Genomic DNA, 15,322 nt, shown 5'->3' on the forward strand with positions numbered 1-15,322 from the left:
CCAGAAACCTTGCCAACCGCTTCACCAGCATCGCTGACATTTTCCTTCGCAAAGTCTTCCGCGCTCAGACCACTGGTGAGTGAAAGGCTAGACGAAAGATCCAGATTGAAATCGCCCTGGCTTCCCTCCTGATATTCCCCGACCACGGTTTCCTCAGCGAGAATGAATTCACTGTCACCCGAGTCACTGGGTTTTACCGTCAGTGCAATCCGTATCTCAGCCGGAACACCGGGTCTCGGACTGGCGGATGCCGACCCCATCGAATAACCGAGCTTGAGGGCTTCGACGGTGTAGACCCCCTGTGGAAGGCCATCGATCCTGAAACGTCCTTGCGCGTCCGTCTCATCCTCGCGTCCGGTGCCACCGATCGAAATGATGGCACCTTCGATCGGATCAAGAGTCGTGCGATCGGAAACCTCACCCATCACGGTGCACTCGCCGACAAGCTGCTCGACGAGCAAGGGATCGCGCGCCTCGGCAGGCACATCGACCGTCGCTTCGGCCGCCGGGTTCCCGTCTACTTCCTCGGGCACCCAGCCTTCCTCCTCCTGATCTCCTGGTGCCAGTGCCGGATCGATTTCTGAAGTCGGAGCAGCATCAGCCACCGCTCCACCCGCCGCCTCGCCCTCGACGGCGAGCGGCACAGGCATCAAGGGAGCGACCACTTGGGAGGGAAAAACCGCCGCGCTCGTCTCCCAGAAGGCGAGAAAAGTCTCTGGCCCGGCAAGCTCACCCAAAGGTCGCCAGGCAGGATCAAGATCGCTCCAGGCCCACGGAGACACCACCGGGGCCCAAGACACTGCATCGTCCTCCTTCGCCTGCCCTTCGACCTCACGGCGGTTCGAACGATCAGGAAGCAGCGAACCAGAAATCGACACACCACTCCCAATGGGTAATGAAACCATCACCTCGCCATAGCAGGGCCCAAGCACCAGCGCAGGGCTCACCGCGAGGACCGCAAGCAGGTTCACCACCCCCTTCACCAAACGAAGGTCCCTCCTTCCAGAGGAGTCACAACGAAGCCGCCAAGCGAACAGGATGGATAGAAACGGATGCGGCATCGGAGACAGGCGGGAAAGCCCATACTCCCAGACACGACGAGCTACGAAGGTGGCCACCGTGACGCTTCCGTCACTTTCGACGGAATCCGCTCCATTTGAAGGTTACAGGACCGTTTGAATTGCGCCCGATCACCCACCCGCTCTCACCTCACACCACCCCCGCGACCACCTGGCCCTCAGAGGCAAGCCATAGAGATCACTCAGGCGATCCGACCTCAACAACTTCCGCGACGGACCGTCGGCCAAGACCTTGCCCTCCCGGAGCATCACCACGCGCTCGATCTCCGGCGGGATTTCTCCGGGATCGTGAGTGACAAGCACCAGCGTGTGACCACTGCGGATCAACTCACGCAAGGTCGAACCAAGCTCGGTCGCCGCCGCAAAGTCGAGCGCCGTCGATGGCTCATCAAGCACCAGCACCTCCGGGTCGTGGGCCAAGGCCCGAGCGATCAGGAAGCGTCGACGCTCACCTGAGGAAAGCGCCCCATATTCCCTGCCAATCAGATCCCTGATCCCCATCCGGTCCACCGCCCGCGAAGCAGCCACCCGTTCTTTTCTTGAAAAACGCATCTCACGCGTCCTGCCATACGCCCCACGAAAGGCCGAAAGCACCACATCAAAGGCCTCTTCCTCAGGATCGAACCTCGCAACTTCCTCCGGCATCACCACACCGATCCGATGGCGGAGATCGTCGATACTCCAACGCTCCTCCCCGAACAGCCGGCAGCACGACTCATCGCGCACCTCAGGCCGCAGCGCACCAGTCAGCAACTTCAACAGCGTGCTCTTCCCCGATCCGTTAGGGCCGAGCACCGCCACACTCTCACCGGTCCGCAAGCTCAGCGTCACGTCGGCCAATGCCGCCACTTCTGCTCCTTCACCCCGCCACACGTTGACCTGTTCAAGCTCGAGGAAGATTTCGCTCACCCCACCATTGCCGTCGGTTTCGATCCGACTGACGAGACAAAACCCCATACGCAGAAAAAAAGGGATTCCCTAACTCCCTCGCACTCTTCAACAAGCACCCGCCATTCACGAGGCTCATCTTGAAGGCCGGCGGACGTCCGCCACGGATTGCCAGCGCATGATCGGCCCTCGCCTTTTCCGTCAACACGAACTCCGTCCCCCGAAAACCCGCACGCCAATAGCCGTCGCCCCGATAGCGGAGATTCTCCAACTTGCCCGCAAGCTCCACCCGGTAACCGCAGCCCGACCCCGAGGAGCGAATCCTGACACCTGCCTGACGCAGCCGCCTCAAGCATTCGGCATCAGTAGCGAGATGGTGGCGAGGGGACGCTGAAACCATTCTGCGAGGCGATGAAACCTGCTTGCGCTCTCCGAGTTTCATCGTCGGCAGGCCGCGCTTGCCATACTCGAGCTTCATCCCCTTCCCCAACTCACCTGCCGTAAGCGTGGAGACCAAAGCCATTCCAACGAATCCGAACATGCATCTCATCATGCATCGTCCGACGCAGGCCATCCCGAGCGCATTCAAACAAGTGGCTCATCGAAAAAAAACGGCTCACGGGAGAACCCCATGAGCCGTGTTGATTGGTTACGTCGTTTCCGACAGCAACAAGGGGACACTTACAGTGCCATGTCCTTGAGCTTCTTCAGTGGGCGGACCTTGATGACGGTAGTCGCAGGCTTGGCCTTGAACATCACTTCTTCCTTGGTGAAAGGATTGATGCCCTTGCGAGCCTTCACGGCTGGCTTGCGAACGGTGACGATCTTGAGAAGACCTGGGAGAACGAATTCACCACAGGCATTTTTCTTCACGTGACCTTCGATCACGTCCGAAAGGCTCTCGAGAACACCAGCCACTTGCTTGCGGCTGAGTTCATTCTCCTCAGCGATTTGATCAAGGATTTGGGTCTTGGAGAAACGGTCTTTAATTGCAGCTTGTTTTTTAGCCATGCCGGGAATTCATTGAATGGGCGACGAATGTCAAGAAACCTGATCAAAAACCCGAAGTTTTTTGCCGGGGAGGGTCCTTCCGAGCCTTCAAAACGAGGTCTTTTCAACCCGTTTCGACCCAACTCGGAGACCGATTCGGACCCAAAGATCCCTCCCATTTTCGAATCAAAAATCCGACCACCAAAATCCCGAAAAAGGAGCTGGAGGCGGAGGGGGGAATCGAACCCCCGATCCCATCGGTTCTCCGCTACCTTCTTTTTTCCGGGCCAATCGCTGGCACGGTTTTTCTAGGACTGAAGCCCTGAAAGACATGCCTCGGTATCAGGCTGGGCCCTAATTACGCATGTCCGAATCTAGCGCTCTGTGCTCGGATCACGGATGCAGGTCCCTCTTGATCAGACCTTGGCGTCATCAATTTGAGGACTAGTCCGAGCGTTTTGCCTGAGTATCTTGTAAAGAATAGAAGGCTATTCCAGCTGGAACCAAACCCAAGATAGCCCTCCCACGCATCCTCTTCAAAACGTTCCAATGAACCATGAAAAATCCAAGTGCAGATAGAGTCAGTCGCCAACGCGGACCCTTTGGATTTCCGAAGGCAAACGGTTTTACTCTCACGGAATTGATGGTTGTGATCGTCATCATCGTGGTTTTAGCAACCATCTCCTTTCTAGGGGCCAACAGGATGAAGGCCAAGGCACAATCGGCCGTCTGCGCTTCAAATCTCCGCCAGGTGGGAATGGCGATGCTGGCCTATACGGCAGACAATCAGAATAAGCTCCCTCCCTTGGCGAAAATCGACCCAAGAACGAGGAAACAATCCGGCATATGGACCTTGGTCCTTGCCAGGGCCGGCTACCTTTGGGACCCCGAGACCCCGGGAACCCCGCGACTCAACGAGGGCGTCTGGGCCTGTCCTGGATGCACGGAGTCATCCAACGTCACGCACATGGGCTATGGCATCGCGGAGGCAACCGTCATTCAGTATGACGATCGGGTGAGCCGGGCCAATACTCGAATTGGGAAGACCGAGTTCGGATCGCTCCGTCTTACCTCGATCCAGAACCCTTCTCGGACGTGGTTGGTGGGCGACGCCGCCCTGGAGCCGGACAAGCTTGAAGGGAGCTGGTATGCCGTCTGGTCGAATCCCAGCAAATGGGGAGGTGGGCACACCCCCGCAGCACGCCATGGAGGAAAAGTCAATGTGTGCATGGTGGACGGACATGTGCAATCCCTCACAGTAGATGAGGTGAGAGAGGGCAACTACACCTTGGACAAATAGCTTTGAGGCAACGAGAATCAGGTTCCCGCTCAGGCACCCCCTTGATCTGAGACCACTAAAGAGCTAGGGTTCCGTTCGATCCGTGACGCTCTCCAAAGATTCAGGACCACCCGGTTCAACCAACATGCCTGCCCTATCGGTGGTTGCATCGAGATTCCGATGGTTGAAGACACGATGGACCCGCTCGGATTCCACGCCCGGACAGGTGCCTCCAACTTGTTCAAACCACCCGTTCGCGCCCCCGCCACCGCGTTCGACCACTTCCTGCCGCATTCTTCTATTTCTCGGCTTCTGTTGCTTCCAGCCTCAGACTCTCGTCGCGGTGGAAGGAACCTCGATTGAGGTCTTCGTCGGCACGGAGAAGAAACCTCAGACCGGACCCGATCTCAAGGTGCCCGCAGGAACCGGGACTCTGCGGTTCGCTGTAAGCCCCCAATCCCTTTTTGCTCGCTACAAACTTCAGGGTCTCGACGAGAACTGGGTTCAACGGGTTGACAACATGTTTCTTCGGGTCGTGTTCTTCAACAGCCACGGGGATCAGATCCAGACCCAATCATTCCCGGTCAGCGGTCGCAGCTCCGGCTGGAAGTACTCGCTCGAGGACTCCCTGTTCACTCCTCGGACCGAAACCGTCGCCGTTCCAAGGGGCGCCGTCTCCATATCGCTCAACATGAGTACGGCTGGACCCTCCTCCCTGGTCGGAGTCTTTGCGATCAAGGATGTCAATGTTACCTCGACGACGAAGCAGGGAGCGGTCTCCAAGGTTCTGATGTCGGACAGCTTCATCCCGGGAACGCAGAAACCACCGTGGAACAAATCCGGTACCCACCCATCGATGGCAACCCGATCAAGATTGGGTGGCGAGGATGGTTCTTCACTTGTTCTGGTGATCGTTGACGATGACATCAGCGCTCACGCCGACTGGGCAGCTCGAATCCGGATTCCTGCTGGTGTCGACGATGGTGGGACCCTGAAGCTAAGCTGGAAGGAAGCCTTCAGCTCGGGATTGGGCGGCAACTTCACGGCGATCTATGAGCGTTTGCCTGCCGGCAACTATCGGTTTCTGGTTGAAGATCTTTCACTGACGGGTGAGCCATTGCAATCCGTCACCGCCGTCTCACTCATCGTCCCGAGGGTTTACTGGAAAAGCTTCTGGTTCTGGGGCACCACCGGGCTGATCCTGTCCCTGATTTCAGTCTTGATCGGACGCTACCTGGTCCGGCGGAGAATCCGTCGCCACCTCGATCAGGAACGGATGATTTCCGAAGAGCGGCGGCGTATCGCACTGGATCTGCACGACGACATCGGTACCCGTGTCTCCCACATCTCGCTGGTCGCCTCCCATGCCGACAATACGATTCAGGACAGGGAAGCATCTCAGGCTTTCGAAAAGATCTCCTCCATGTCGCGCGATCTGATCGGCGCGCTCTCGGAGACCGTCTGGATGCTCAACTCAAATAACGAGGACCTCGAATCGCTGGTCGACTTTCTTTACCGCCTAGTCAACGAACTCTGCCGACTGAAGAAGATCCGCTGCCGGGTAGATGCGGTGTTCATCACGGAAAACCAGCCCATCAGTTACCAGTTCAGGCACAACGTCAGCCTGGCGGTCAAGGAAAGCGTGAACAACGTCCTGAAACACTCCGAGGCCACCAAACTCGACATGAAGATCGAGCTGGAAAGGAACGTCCTACTGATTACGATTACGGATAATGGAATTGGGATTTCCGAGGAAACCCGCAGCTTCGGCCTCGGTCTGGAAAACCTGAATCAACGCATGAAATCCATCGGTGGCACTTGCAGATTCGAACATCTGGAGGAGGGTGGACTTCGGATTCTGTTCGCCGCACCCTTGGAAAAGAAACCCAAAAACCGAAACCGATGATTCCCAAGAAGAAGTCCGTCGTCATCGTGGAAGACGATCTCGACCTCCAGCAGCATCTCATCGAAATCCTGAAGGTCGCCGAAGACATCACCTTCCTTGGCGCGGTCTCATCCGCCGAGGAGGCCGAAAAAAAGATTCCGTCACTCTATCCGGATGTCGTCCTGATGGACATCAATCTACCCGGGAAATCCGGCATCGACTGCATCCGTTGTTTGAAGAAGCAGCTCCCGGAACTTGAAGTAGTGATGCTCACCGCCTACGAGGAGGAGGACAATATTTTCCGCGCCCTCAAGGAGGGAGCAAGCGGCTATCTCCTGAAGTCCAGCAATTCAAAGGACATCCTCGAGGCGATCCGCGATGCCTTTGCCGGCGAATCTCACTTTTCCGGCCCCATTGCACGGAAGATGGCGATGTATTTCCGTGAGGAGAGGGAGATCGAGGACGAAAGGGAATCGCTTTCTCCGCGGGAAATGGAGGTCCTCAAGCTGCTCGCCGCCGGAAACATCCACAAGGAGGTGGCGGATGAGCTGGGAATCACCGTGCCGACCGTCCGGACCTACGTGAGACGCATCTGTTTCAAACTCCACGTGCGCAGCAAGGTGGAGGCGATCATCAAGTACTTGTCTTGAGGACCTCTCACTGGAGTTCCGGCTCCCAGCCGGCTCGATCGCTGCGCTTGATGAAACCTAGGCGCGATGAGTGACACGTTAGGTTTGAACTTCGATCATTCCCTGCGGCTGGACCGGGATGCGCTTATTTATTCGTCGCCGATTCCGGACGCGCTGGCACGGACTCCTGCATGGAGCGCTCTCCACGGAGCAATCGGCCGCCCTCACCCGAAAGCCATAGGTAGTGGTCACTGGGAAGTCCCTCGTAGGTAAGAAACGGATTGGCACCAACCGGAGGATCGTTGGTGCATTTGAAGATGGCGGTCCCCTCGTCGACCTCGTCAAACATGGCGATATAGATCATGGAGGCACCGGCCTTCTTGATCGCGGTGAATTGCGACCAGAGGAATTTGCCCTTCAGTCTGGGAATCCGGTCGAGGGGGTCATCCGGATGCAGGTTGTGCCAACTGAATCCCGGGAAAACGACCGGCAGGAAATCCATGGAGCGATCCCGACACCACTTGATGTCATCCTCGTAATACTTCTCGGCATGAGTGGCCGCCTGTGCGGGGGTGCTGTAGCGACCGGGGGTCCAGGGGCTGATCACGTCCGCGAGTTCCAGCAAATCATGGAACGCCGGATCGGATACCGAATCGCGATACATTTTCCTCCACCCCGTGGGCACGCCAAGCATGACGGAGCAGCCATCGGCCTTGAAAAATTCGACCAGTTCGCGGCATTCCTCGAGCGTGTATTTTCGCCCGTCATTGAAGCCAATCCCCCAGATTGCAACCAGCGGTTTGCCATCGTGATGGAGGTAGGCGGGGTCTTTGCCCATCGCCATCCGGCTTCTGAGCATCTTCCAGTCATCCGATACGTTGCTCGTCTGGCCGGCGCGAAGTCCGCTCAGGTCATACATGACCGCATAAGTCCGACCGCCGCGATTGGCTCCTTCCCGACAGTTCGACAGGACCGTGTCCTTGTGGTGCCGCCCGGATTCTCTTTTGAGGCCGTTGGCGAAGCGTTGCACAAAGACTCCGTCGATGCCGTAGTCCCGCATCCACTTGAAATGCCGCAACACCGTGGTTCGGTTGTGGGAGCTGAAAACGACCGCAGGTTCACCGTTCGCATGCTTAAAGCCAGTGGAAAAGCGTTCTCCAGGGGTGGCTTCAGACATGTCGGGCCACAAATCAACGGTGACGTTCCCGGGGGCAAACGGTTTTGAACCATTTCGCGCCCAATGCGTCCACCCGAGACCGGCGCCATCGTCCGGGCAATTGAACCAACCCTGGTAGCCGGCCATGACCTTGCCTTCCAGCGTGGTGCGATCCACACCATTCACGCTTGGTCCGGTATAGGGCTTCAAGGGATCGGCCCCCACCTCCGCATGCAGCAACACCACGAGAATAGTGGTCGTAAGAATGGTTTTAAGGGAGGTCTTCATCGATCAGATTGAGGCTGACTTTCCGGCAAAAGAAATTGCCTTGGTGAGTTGGGCTTCGAGTTCTCTCCACTTCCGGAAAATGAACCTCATCCTCTTCTGTCTTCCGAAATCCGGTAGTCCACAAAACGAGGACATCCGGCGCTTCGCGACCAAAGACCGATCCTGCAGTTGCTTGGAGATGCTCACGTCGTCCCGAATGCCGAACCATCCAAAATTCGCCAGCGGACAGATTATCTCAGCGTGTCCTCAAATTGAGGACTATGCTGCCTCAGCCAGGCGTGAAAAATCGCGCCCGGATGACGGTTGTTCCACGGACAGCTCCCAAGCCAACCCATCCGCCCCAAACGTATGACGAAACCCTTTCTCACTCTGGTCGCATGGGCGGCATCCGCCTTGTTGTCACAAGCGCTCGTCAGCGTGGATTTCAGCCACTCCTACACCGGTGCTGCGGGCGCGAATCAGAACACCGGGAACATCACGCTGGCCTTCACGGTCGATGGTTCGGGTAACGTGACGCTGGACGCCTCCTGCACCGACCCTGACCCGGCCGCCTACGTCGATGAGTTCGACGGACCAGTCGGCACGGTGAGCGATCCCGCGATGTGGAGTCAGAGCTTTTCGATCGTCTTCTCCCCCGGCGGTAGCGGAAACCTGAGAATCAATAACGCCGGCAGCGGCCTTGCCTTCCAGGGCGGCAATCCCCAGATCATCGATGCCGACACGGGAGGCAATAATGAAGTGATCACCGCGACGGTGACGGCCACCGGAACCCAGTTCGCCCTGCAGGGTGTGAACTATGCCGGACTCGTGGGAGGCATCGGCATGAACGTCTCGGGCACGAACTATGCGCTGACGGGAACCAGCGGCACGGTGGATACCTCCGCCCAGGGCATCAATGGCACCTTCACCATCGCCACGAACTCCACATCTAACAATGTGGGCTTCGTCCTCAGCGGCTTCAGCTTTGATTTGATTCCCCAGGCTCCCCTCACCCCCCTTGTAGTGGATTTCACCCACAGCTACACCGGACCCGCAGGCGAGAACCCCCAGAACACCGGCAACATCACCCTCGCCTTCACGGTCGATGGTTCCGGAAACGTGACGCTGGACGCCTCCTGCGCCGATGCCGACGCCCTTCCCTACGTCAATGAATTTGACGGAGTGGTGGGAGTCCTCCCGGATTCGGCACTTTGGGGCCAGAGCTTCACCATCGTTCTCGCAGCCACCGATACCGGTAACCTGCGGATCGACAACACCGGTGGCGGGCTGGCCATTCAGGGAAACGATCCCCAACGGATCGATAACGACAACGAGGAGATCACCGCCACGGTGACCACCACGGGGGCACAGCTCAATCTGCAGAGCGTCAGTTTCTCCAACGCCGCGCTCGATCCGGCCATGAACGTCTCGGGCACCTCGTATCCACTTGCCAACGGCAGCGGCACGCTCGATGTGTCGGCACAGGGAAGCAGCGGCACCTTCACCATCGCTTCGACCACCAACTCGAATAGCAAAGGCTTCGTCCTCGGCGGCTTCGAGTTTTTCATGACGCCCTCCTCGGGCTCTCAAGGTTTTGACAACGAATCTGGCGATAACCTTTGGACCACCGCTTCCAACTGGAATCCGAACGGATTGCCTGTCTCGCCGTCCGACGCGATCATCGACGGCTACGATGTAATTCTTAGCAGCGCCCTGACCAGCGGACCGTCCGCTCTGCGGATTCTCGACGGTTCGTTGACCATCCGTGACACGGGTAGTCTTCCCCTCGCTTCCATGAACATCGGCGAGGTGCTGGAAGCGGATGTCCGCCTGGTGCTCGAAGGCTCGACGGCCTCGCTCAGCCACACAGGCAGCGGGGTATTCACCGTCGGAAGCTCGACCACGGTAGAAACGATCCCCGATAACGACGGCAGCAGTCCACTCGACCTGGACAACGGTGAATTGGTTCTCGAGATCGGCTACGAGTGGATTCTTGACGGGCGTGACTACACTGGAAGCTACACCCTGGGTGACCGTTTCGTCCTCGCCAATTTCGGCACCCTGAGCGGCCCTGGATTCGGCAGCGGCAATGAGAACGGCTTCTCCGACACCGCCGGCTTCCGGACCCGCAACTTCGACCTGCCCGCGAATCGGAAACTCCAACTGGTATCGACCGCGACCTCGATCTACTACGAGGTCGTCGCGAAAGTCGCCGCCACCGGGCCGAACATCATCATCGTCAATGTCGACGACATGGCCGGTGGCCAGCACTTCAACTTTGAAGGACGCGACTGCCTGACGCCGACCCTCGATTCGCTGGCATCGAACGGCCTCAACTTCACTTCGGCCTTCGCCGCTTCGACCGTCTGCGGCCCCTCACGCTATGCGCTGATGACCGGTCGCTGGGCTTCGCGCAATACCAGCGCGCAATTCATCGCTCGCTATCCCCTCGGCACGCTCGGGCGCTTCGGCGTCGCGGACACCGAGCTCGAGAACGACAACCAGAACCTCGGTGCCTGGCTGCAGCAGGCGGGCTACCGGACCGGTCTCGTCGGCAAGGGCCACTTCACCGACGACGACCTCAACAATACCGGCAGCTGGGCGGCCAAGGGCTTGATGACATACCCGGCAGGCGCCGACCCCAGGACCGATGCCACGACCAATGCCAAGATGAAGCACAACCACCGCGTGCTCTGCCAGCGGATGCAGGCTTTCGGCTTCGACTACGTCTCCAGCTACTACAAAGCCAATCTGGCCGAACTCCGTAACAGCAAACTCAACGTCCACAACCAGGAATGGATCACCAAGGGAGCGCTCGACTTCATCGAGGAGAACAAGGACGAACGCTTCTTCCTCTACATGGCGCCGACCGTGAACCACGGGCCGGTGCGCAACGATCTGAGCTTCACGCTGAGGGCCGACGAAGGCTACACTGGCGCCGGCTACCTGCCGGACGAGGATTACTCGTTCATGCCCACCCGGCAGAGCATCATCAACGAGGTGAACGGTGCCGGCAAGGAACAGATCTCCGCACGCGAAACCTGGATCGACTACTCCGTCAAAGCCATCGTCGACAAGCTCACCGCGCACGGCATCCGCGACGACACCCTGATCATCTTCACCTCCGACCACGGGGAAAAGGATCTGAATTCCACGAGGCCGGGACAGGGTCCGGTGATCTGGGGCAAGTCCACGCTCTACGACCTCGGCATGCGGGTGCCGCTGGTGATGAACTGGCCCAATGGCATCACTTCGCCGGGACGTGTCTATGACGAGATCGTCAGCCAGGTCGATCTCGCGCCGACTCTGCTCGCATTGACCGGTGCCGCCGGCCTGCCGACCCGCCCGGTCGACGGTGTCAGTCTGAAGCCGGTGTTTGACAGCGCCAGCGCCCCGGCGGTGCGTCAGGATCTACTTGGAGAAATCGGCTACGCCCGCGCCGTCCGCACCAAGGATCGGAAATACATCGCCGTGCGCTACGACCCGACGATCGATGGCCAGATCGCGAACTCAAACTACTTTTGGCCACGGAAAGAAGCCAACTATACGCCCAACCCCGCAGAGCTGACCGAGCCGCGCCCCTATTACGTCAACAACACACAGCTCGGCTCGCTGGGGGCCATGTCCAATTACCCGCAGTACTACGACGACGATCAGCTCTTCAACATGACGGCCGATCCGACCGAGGATACGAATATCTACGGCCAGGAACCCGCTACTGCCTACGATCTGAAGAAACGTCTGGCGAACTATCTCGCCGACTTCCCGAACCGACCCTTCCGCCAATTCAACAATGGCTCGACGGAGTTCTCCCCTGCACCGGTTTCGGCCCCGGCTGCCCCCACCTCGGTGAGTTCTCAGTTCGTGGATCTGAATACCATCCGACTGGATTGGTCGGATACATCGAACAATGAGCTTGGATACATCATCGAACGCTCCATCAACGGAGGGGCCTTTGAAATGGTGGCGGAACTCCCTTCCGGGACCACCTCGACCGACGTCGCTCCCGTGGATCGCTCAAAATACAAACCGGACAATAGTCATCTGGATACCTTCAACTATCCTGCCAACTACACTCCGGCGAACACCTACTTCCTGCCTGATCTGAACATCGCGCTTGATCCGAATGAAGAGGACATCGTGTTGCGGGTTTCCGCATACAATGCTCTAGGCACCTCGCCGGCGGCCAATGAAGTCGACCTGCTCACTCCGGATGCCTGGCGCTTCCGCAGCTTCGGCGATGTCGATCCCGAGCTGGATGATCCGATCAGCCAGTGGGATTTCGATGCGGATGGAGATGGTCAGGCCAACTTGTGGGAATATGCCTTCGCCACCAATCCCCGGCTGGCCTCCTCGGTGGCCCGCTGCGAAGGGAAAACCACGGTGGTGGGAGAGAACACTTTCCTGGAATACCTCGTTCCCCGTGACGCACGCCGGATGGTCCAAATCTCCGGCAGCGTGTCGGAAAACCTCTCCTCCGGCTGGACCGGTGAGCCCGCCTGCGTGGTGGTCGAGGACGAGCCGTCCCACCTGCTGTTCCGCGCCACCGCCCCGGTGGAGGACAAGACACGCCAATTCATCCGGGCAGAAATTGAGGAACCTTGAGATCCGGCTTGAAGCTGCGCCCTTGGGCTCATCATCGAAACGCGCTGTTACGCCCGGCGTCGCAGCGCAAAAGTCCAAACGTCTGAACTCCGAAGTGCTGGGGATGCTCGCTAACGCCGGAACTGAAAGACCTTTCCGAGCTTCCGACCGAAGCATCGGCGACTGAGGCGAGGCGCTTGAGGAAGCTTCCTACGAATGGCGGAAGCAAGTATTGGAGGTGAGGCGACAGGGCAAGAATGCCCTTGCTCCCTTTCCGATCTTCGATCTTTCGACCCCACGCTATTCCTCCACCGTGCGATAGATCGTCCGGCCGTTCGCTTTGGTCAGAAAGATGACAAGGCTGCGGTTTTCATTCGCAACTGGCCAGCGGGTCGAGGCGAAGACCTTGTCATTCGCTTCGGCGCGCTCGCTCATGGTGACGTTGTAGAAGGGCTTGCCCTCGGCCTCGGTCGGGCGCGACTTCTGGGTCTTTCCCGCTTCGAGAACGAGTTCGGTTTCACCCATCTCCACCACCACGGTTTTGGGCGTGTGGTTGACGAAGTAAAAGTCGCCGGGCTTGAAGGCCTCATCATCGAGCCGGACAAGGGCAGGGACGAATTCCGCGGGATCTTCCGTCGCCAGCAGGACCGCGAAGGACTTGCCTTGATCGGGCAGAGTGATGGTGCACAGCGGGGCATCCTGATCGGGAGACTTGAGCTCCACCGAGCGACCGGACACCGACATGGGTTCGGAGAGGCCCGAGGAGGGAAGCTCGAAGACGTCGGATTTCGTGGTCCCCGTTTCCAGCCATACTTCTGCGGGTTCCTTGCTGGCCTCGCAGGCCAGCAGGCGCAAGGTGATGCCTTTTTCCGCTCCCTCGACCCGCTGGGCGACAAGAAAGAGGCTGACGAGGGTCATAAACATGAGTGGTAGGCGGAGGATCATGGCTTGGATGGGTTCGTGGTTTGTAGAAAGAATTTCACTCGGCCGCAGCCAGGGGCGTCAGATCTTCATCGACCGCCTGATAGGTAAGGCGCCCGGCAGCATTGCTGCGGTAGAAAAACACGTAGCAACGGCTCCCTTCCCGGTGCGGCCAGCGGGTATTGGCGAAGGGACGTGCCTTGCCGGCATCCGGCTCGAAAAAGGTGACCTGATAAAAAGGTTTCTCACCGCGTGGCGGTGCCTTGGCAAAGACCGTCTTGCGCGGGCGGATCAGCAACTTCTTGCTGCCGAGGGTGGCTCCGATATTGACCTCCGAGGCGTTGAAGAAGAGCACGCAATCCGCCCCAAAACGGGGTTCCCTGCCATCAATGACATGGACCTTGAAGCTGGCTTTGACGGGTTCCAGCAGGAGGATGAAATCCTTGCCCTGGTCCGGCAGCGCGACCTTGGCAACGGTGCGGAAACCGGACTCTTGTTTCGCATCCGGCATCGCGAGCATGAAGTTGCGGGAAGCGGGCTTGAAGGAATCGCTGAGCCCGCGTGCCCCAACCTGAACCGGACTGCCCATGACCTCACCGGACTGCGGCAGGAGCTCGGCGACCGGACCTCCGGGGACCAGCAGCAAGGCGCGGACGCTCGGCTGGCCGGGCTCGGCGGCAAGCGTCAGGGAACCGACCAGACAGGTGACGAGCGGAAGGACTTTGGACAGGAGGCGGAACATGATGCCGAAGCAAGCTTGGGTTTGATGGTGGATCATCAGGAAATCTCCTGAGGATTGAGATAACGAAAGGATACGATATTTAAACGGCGACCGAAGGCGAGATTAACCTCGGTGAGCGTCCCGGGATCATAGGCCACATCCGCGGGGTCGACGTAGTCCGGCACGCGCTGGACCTCGGCTTCACACCATGCGCGCGCCAACACCTTCTCACCCGAGCCATCGCGTGCCTCCCCATAGCCACGGACCACGAAGGTGTCACCGCGCACGTTGACCAATGGGCCCAGCGTGGTGAGCAGGTCAGCCTGTTTCACGTAGCCCGGGGCGGTCACCGATTTGGCACCGGCCTCGGCCTCGGGAAACGGGAACCCCTGCTCGCTGGCCTCCGATACACTCAGTGCACGCTCACCCTGGCGGTAGGCTTCGTTGATCGAGACGTCCGGATCGTCGAGCGCACTCTGCAGCGCTCCGGACAGCGCCAGATCCTTGTCATCACCGGGACGGCGGTTGATGAAGTCCGCAATGGAAAGAAAGGGACCGCGGAGGCGCACCTGCTCGACGATTGCAATGGCGAGTTCTTCGATCTGATCGTCGTCGAGACTGCGAAATCCAAGCCACTGCTCGGGATCCGCGGAGTCGCTCAAAGTGGAGTCGTCGATCTCACCGCCAGCCGGAGCTAGCAGGGCGGCGATCGGAGTTCCATCCGCAGCGGTGAGTTCCGTTTCCCTCTGCAGGTTGGGCGTCGGGTTGATGGGCACCTCGCCGCCCTTGAGTCCTGACAGGAATCCCTTCCACGCCGCCACCGAAGTCGAGTTCACGTTGAACATGCCATCCACCATCAGATAGGCGGCGACGCGCTCGGCAGCGCGGGTCGACGGCTTGGCGGATGGAAAGATGTCTTTCAG

The 15,322-nt window shown here is 58.9% G+C and carries 11 protein-coding genes and 1 pseudogene; 4 read left to right on the top strand and 8 right to left on the bottom strand.

What is annotated here, in order from left to right:
• The 4 genes from WBG04_RS10120 to WBG04_RS10135 form a co-directional block, all read right to left on the bottom strand.
• The coding region (locus WBG04_RS10120; RefSeq protein ID WP_424314296.1) for a carboxypeptidase regulatory-like domain-containing protein at positions 1-1,118 on the bottom strand (1,118 nt) is incomplete at its 3' end.
• 72 nt (positions 1,119-1,190) lie between these two features.
• Positions 1,191-2,036 carry an ABC transporter ATP-binding protein gene (locus WBG04_RS10125; RefSeq protein ID WP_424314297.1) on the bottom strand — a complete coding sequence of 282 codons (846 nt, stop codon included), beginning with the start codon at positions 2,034-2,036 and terminating at the stop codon, positions 1,191-1,193.
• Positions 1,963-2,508: a hypothetical protein gene (locus WBG04_RS10130; protein ID WP_424314298.1), complete on the bottom strand. Its 546-nt coding sequence runs from the start codon at positions 2,506-2,508 to the stop codon at positions 1,963-1,965. The genes WBG04_RS10125 and WBG04_RS10130 overlap by 74 nt, the downstream gene beginning before the upstream one ends.
• A 140-nt stretch (positions 2,509-2,648) precedes the next feature.
• Positions 2,649-2,978 carry an HU family DNA-binding protein gene (locus WBG04_RS10135; RefSeq protein ID WP_424314299.1) on the bottom strand — a complete coding sequence of 110 codons (330 nt, stop codon included), beginning with the start codon at positions 2,976-2,978 and terminating at the stop codon, positions 2,649-2,651.
• A 535-nt stretch (positions 2,979-3,513) separates the two neighbouring features.
• On the opposite strand from WBG04_RS10135, the gene WBG04_RS10140 reads away from it, so the two are divergent.
• From WBG04_RS10140 to WBG04_RS10150, 3 genes are all read left to right on the top strand, one after another.
• Complete coding sequence (locus WBG04_RS10140) at positions 3,514-4,257, top strand: prepilin-type N-terminal cleavage/methylation domain-containing protein (protein ID WP_424314300.1); 744 nt, start codon at positions 3,514-3,516, stop codon at positions 4,255-4,257.
• 322 nt (positions 4,258-4,579) lie between these two features.
• Entirely contained in the window at positions 4,580-6,142 is a 1,563-nt protein-coding gene (locus WBG04_RS10145; protein ID WP_424314301.1) for a sensor histidine kinase, read from the top strand.
• Entirely contained in the window at positions 6,139-6,771 is a 633-nt protein-coding gene (locus WBG04_RS10150; protein WP_424314302.1) for a response regulator, read from the top strand. Before WBG04_RS10145 ends, WBG04_RS10150 begins: the two co-directional genes overlap by 4 nt.
• A gap of 124 nt (positions 6,772-6,895) precedes the next feature.
• On the opposite strand, the gene WBG04_RS10155 is transcribed toward WBG04_RS10150, so the two are convergent.
• Positions 6,896-8,194, bottom strand: a complete 1,299-nt coding sequence (locus WBG04_RS10155) for a glycoside hydrolase family 71/99-like protein (protein WP_424314304.1) — start codon at positions 8,192-8,194, stop codon at positions 6,896-6,898.
• Positions 8,195-8,542: 348 nt separating this feature from the next.
• Here WBG04_RS10155 and WBG04_RS10160 point away from each other — a divergent pair, with 348 nt between their 5' ends.
• A complete protein-coding gene (locus WBG04_RS10160; protein WP_424314305.1) occupies positions 8,543-12,778 on the top strand; it encodes a sulfatase-like hydrolase/transferase in 4,236 nt (1,411 codons plus the stop codon).
• Between the two features lie 279 nt (positions 12,779-13,057).
• On the opposite strand, the gene WBG04_RS10165 is transcribed toward WBG04_RS10160, so the two are convergent.
• From WBG04_RS10165 to WBG04_RS10175, 3 genes and pseudogenes are all read right to left on the bottom strand, one after another.
• Complete coding sequence (locus WBG04_RS10165; RefSeq protein ID WP_424314306.1) at positions 13,058-13,702, bottom strand: hypothetical protein; 645 nt, start codon at positions 13,700-13,702, stop codon at positions 13,058-13,060.
• A gap of 34 nt (positions 13,703-13,736) precedes the next feature.
• On the bottom strand, positions 13,737-14,420 hold the full coding sequence (locus tag WBG04_RS10170) for a hypothetical protein (RefSeq protein WP_424314307.1): 684 nt from the start codon (positions 14,418-14,420) through the stop codon (positions 13,737-13,739).
• A 35-nt stretch (positions 14,421-14,455) separates the two neighbouring features.
• Positions 14,456-15,322 (bottom strand): annotated as a pseudogene (locus tag WBG04_RS10175) (hypothetical protein); the annotation flags it as partial.

Origin of the sequence: Haloferula sp. (assembly GCF_049672945.1) — a bacterium.
Lineage (GTDB): Bacteria > Verrucomicrobiota > Verrucomicrobiia > Verrucomicrobiales > Akkermansiaceae > Haloferula.

Excerpts from the sequence above, each read along its gene's own strand:
- WBG04_RS10125 (WP_424314297.1), bottom strand. The coding sequence starts at position 2,036 with ATGGGGTTTTGTCTCGTCAGTCGGATCGAAACCGACGGCAATGGTGGG.
- WBG04_RS10130 (WP_424314298.1), bottom strand. The coding sequence starts at position 2,508 with ATGTTCGGATTCGTTGGAATGGCTTTGGTCTCCACGCTTACGGCAGGT.
- WBG04_RS10135 (WP_424314299.1), bottom strand. The coding sequence starts at position 2,978 with ATGGCTAAAAAACAAGCTGCAATTAAAGACCGTTTCTCCAAGACCCAA.
- WBG04_RS10140 (WP_424314300.1), top strand. The coding sequence starts at position 3,514 with ATGAAAAATCCAAGTGCAGATAGAGTCAGTCGCCAACGCGGACCCTTT.
- WBG04_RS10150 (WP_424314302.1), top strand. The coding sequence starts at position 6,139 with ATGATTCCCAAGAAGAAGTCCGTCGTCATCGTGGAAGACGATCTCGAC.
- WBG04_RS10155 (WP_424314304.1), bottom strand. The coding sequence starts at position 8,194 with ATGAAGACCTCCCTTAAAACCATTCTTACGACCACTATTCTCGTGGTG.
- WBG04_RS10160 (WP_424314305.1), top strand. The coding sequence starts at position 8,543 with ATGACGAAACCCTTTCTCACTCTGGTCGCATGGGCGGCATCCGCCTTG.
- WBG04_RS10165 (WP_424314306.1), bottom strand. The coding sequence starts at position 13,702 with ATGATCCTCCGCCTACCACTCATGTTTATGACCCTCGTCAGCCTCTTT.
- WBG04_RS10170 (WP_424314307.1), bottom strand. The coding sequence starts at position 14,420 with ATGTTCCGCCTCCTGTCCAAAGTCCTTCCGCTCGTCACCTGTCTGGTC.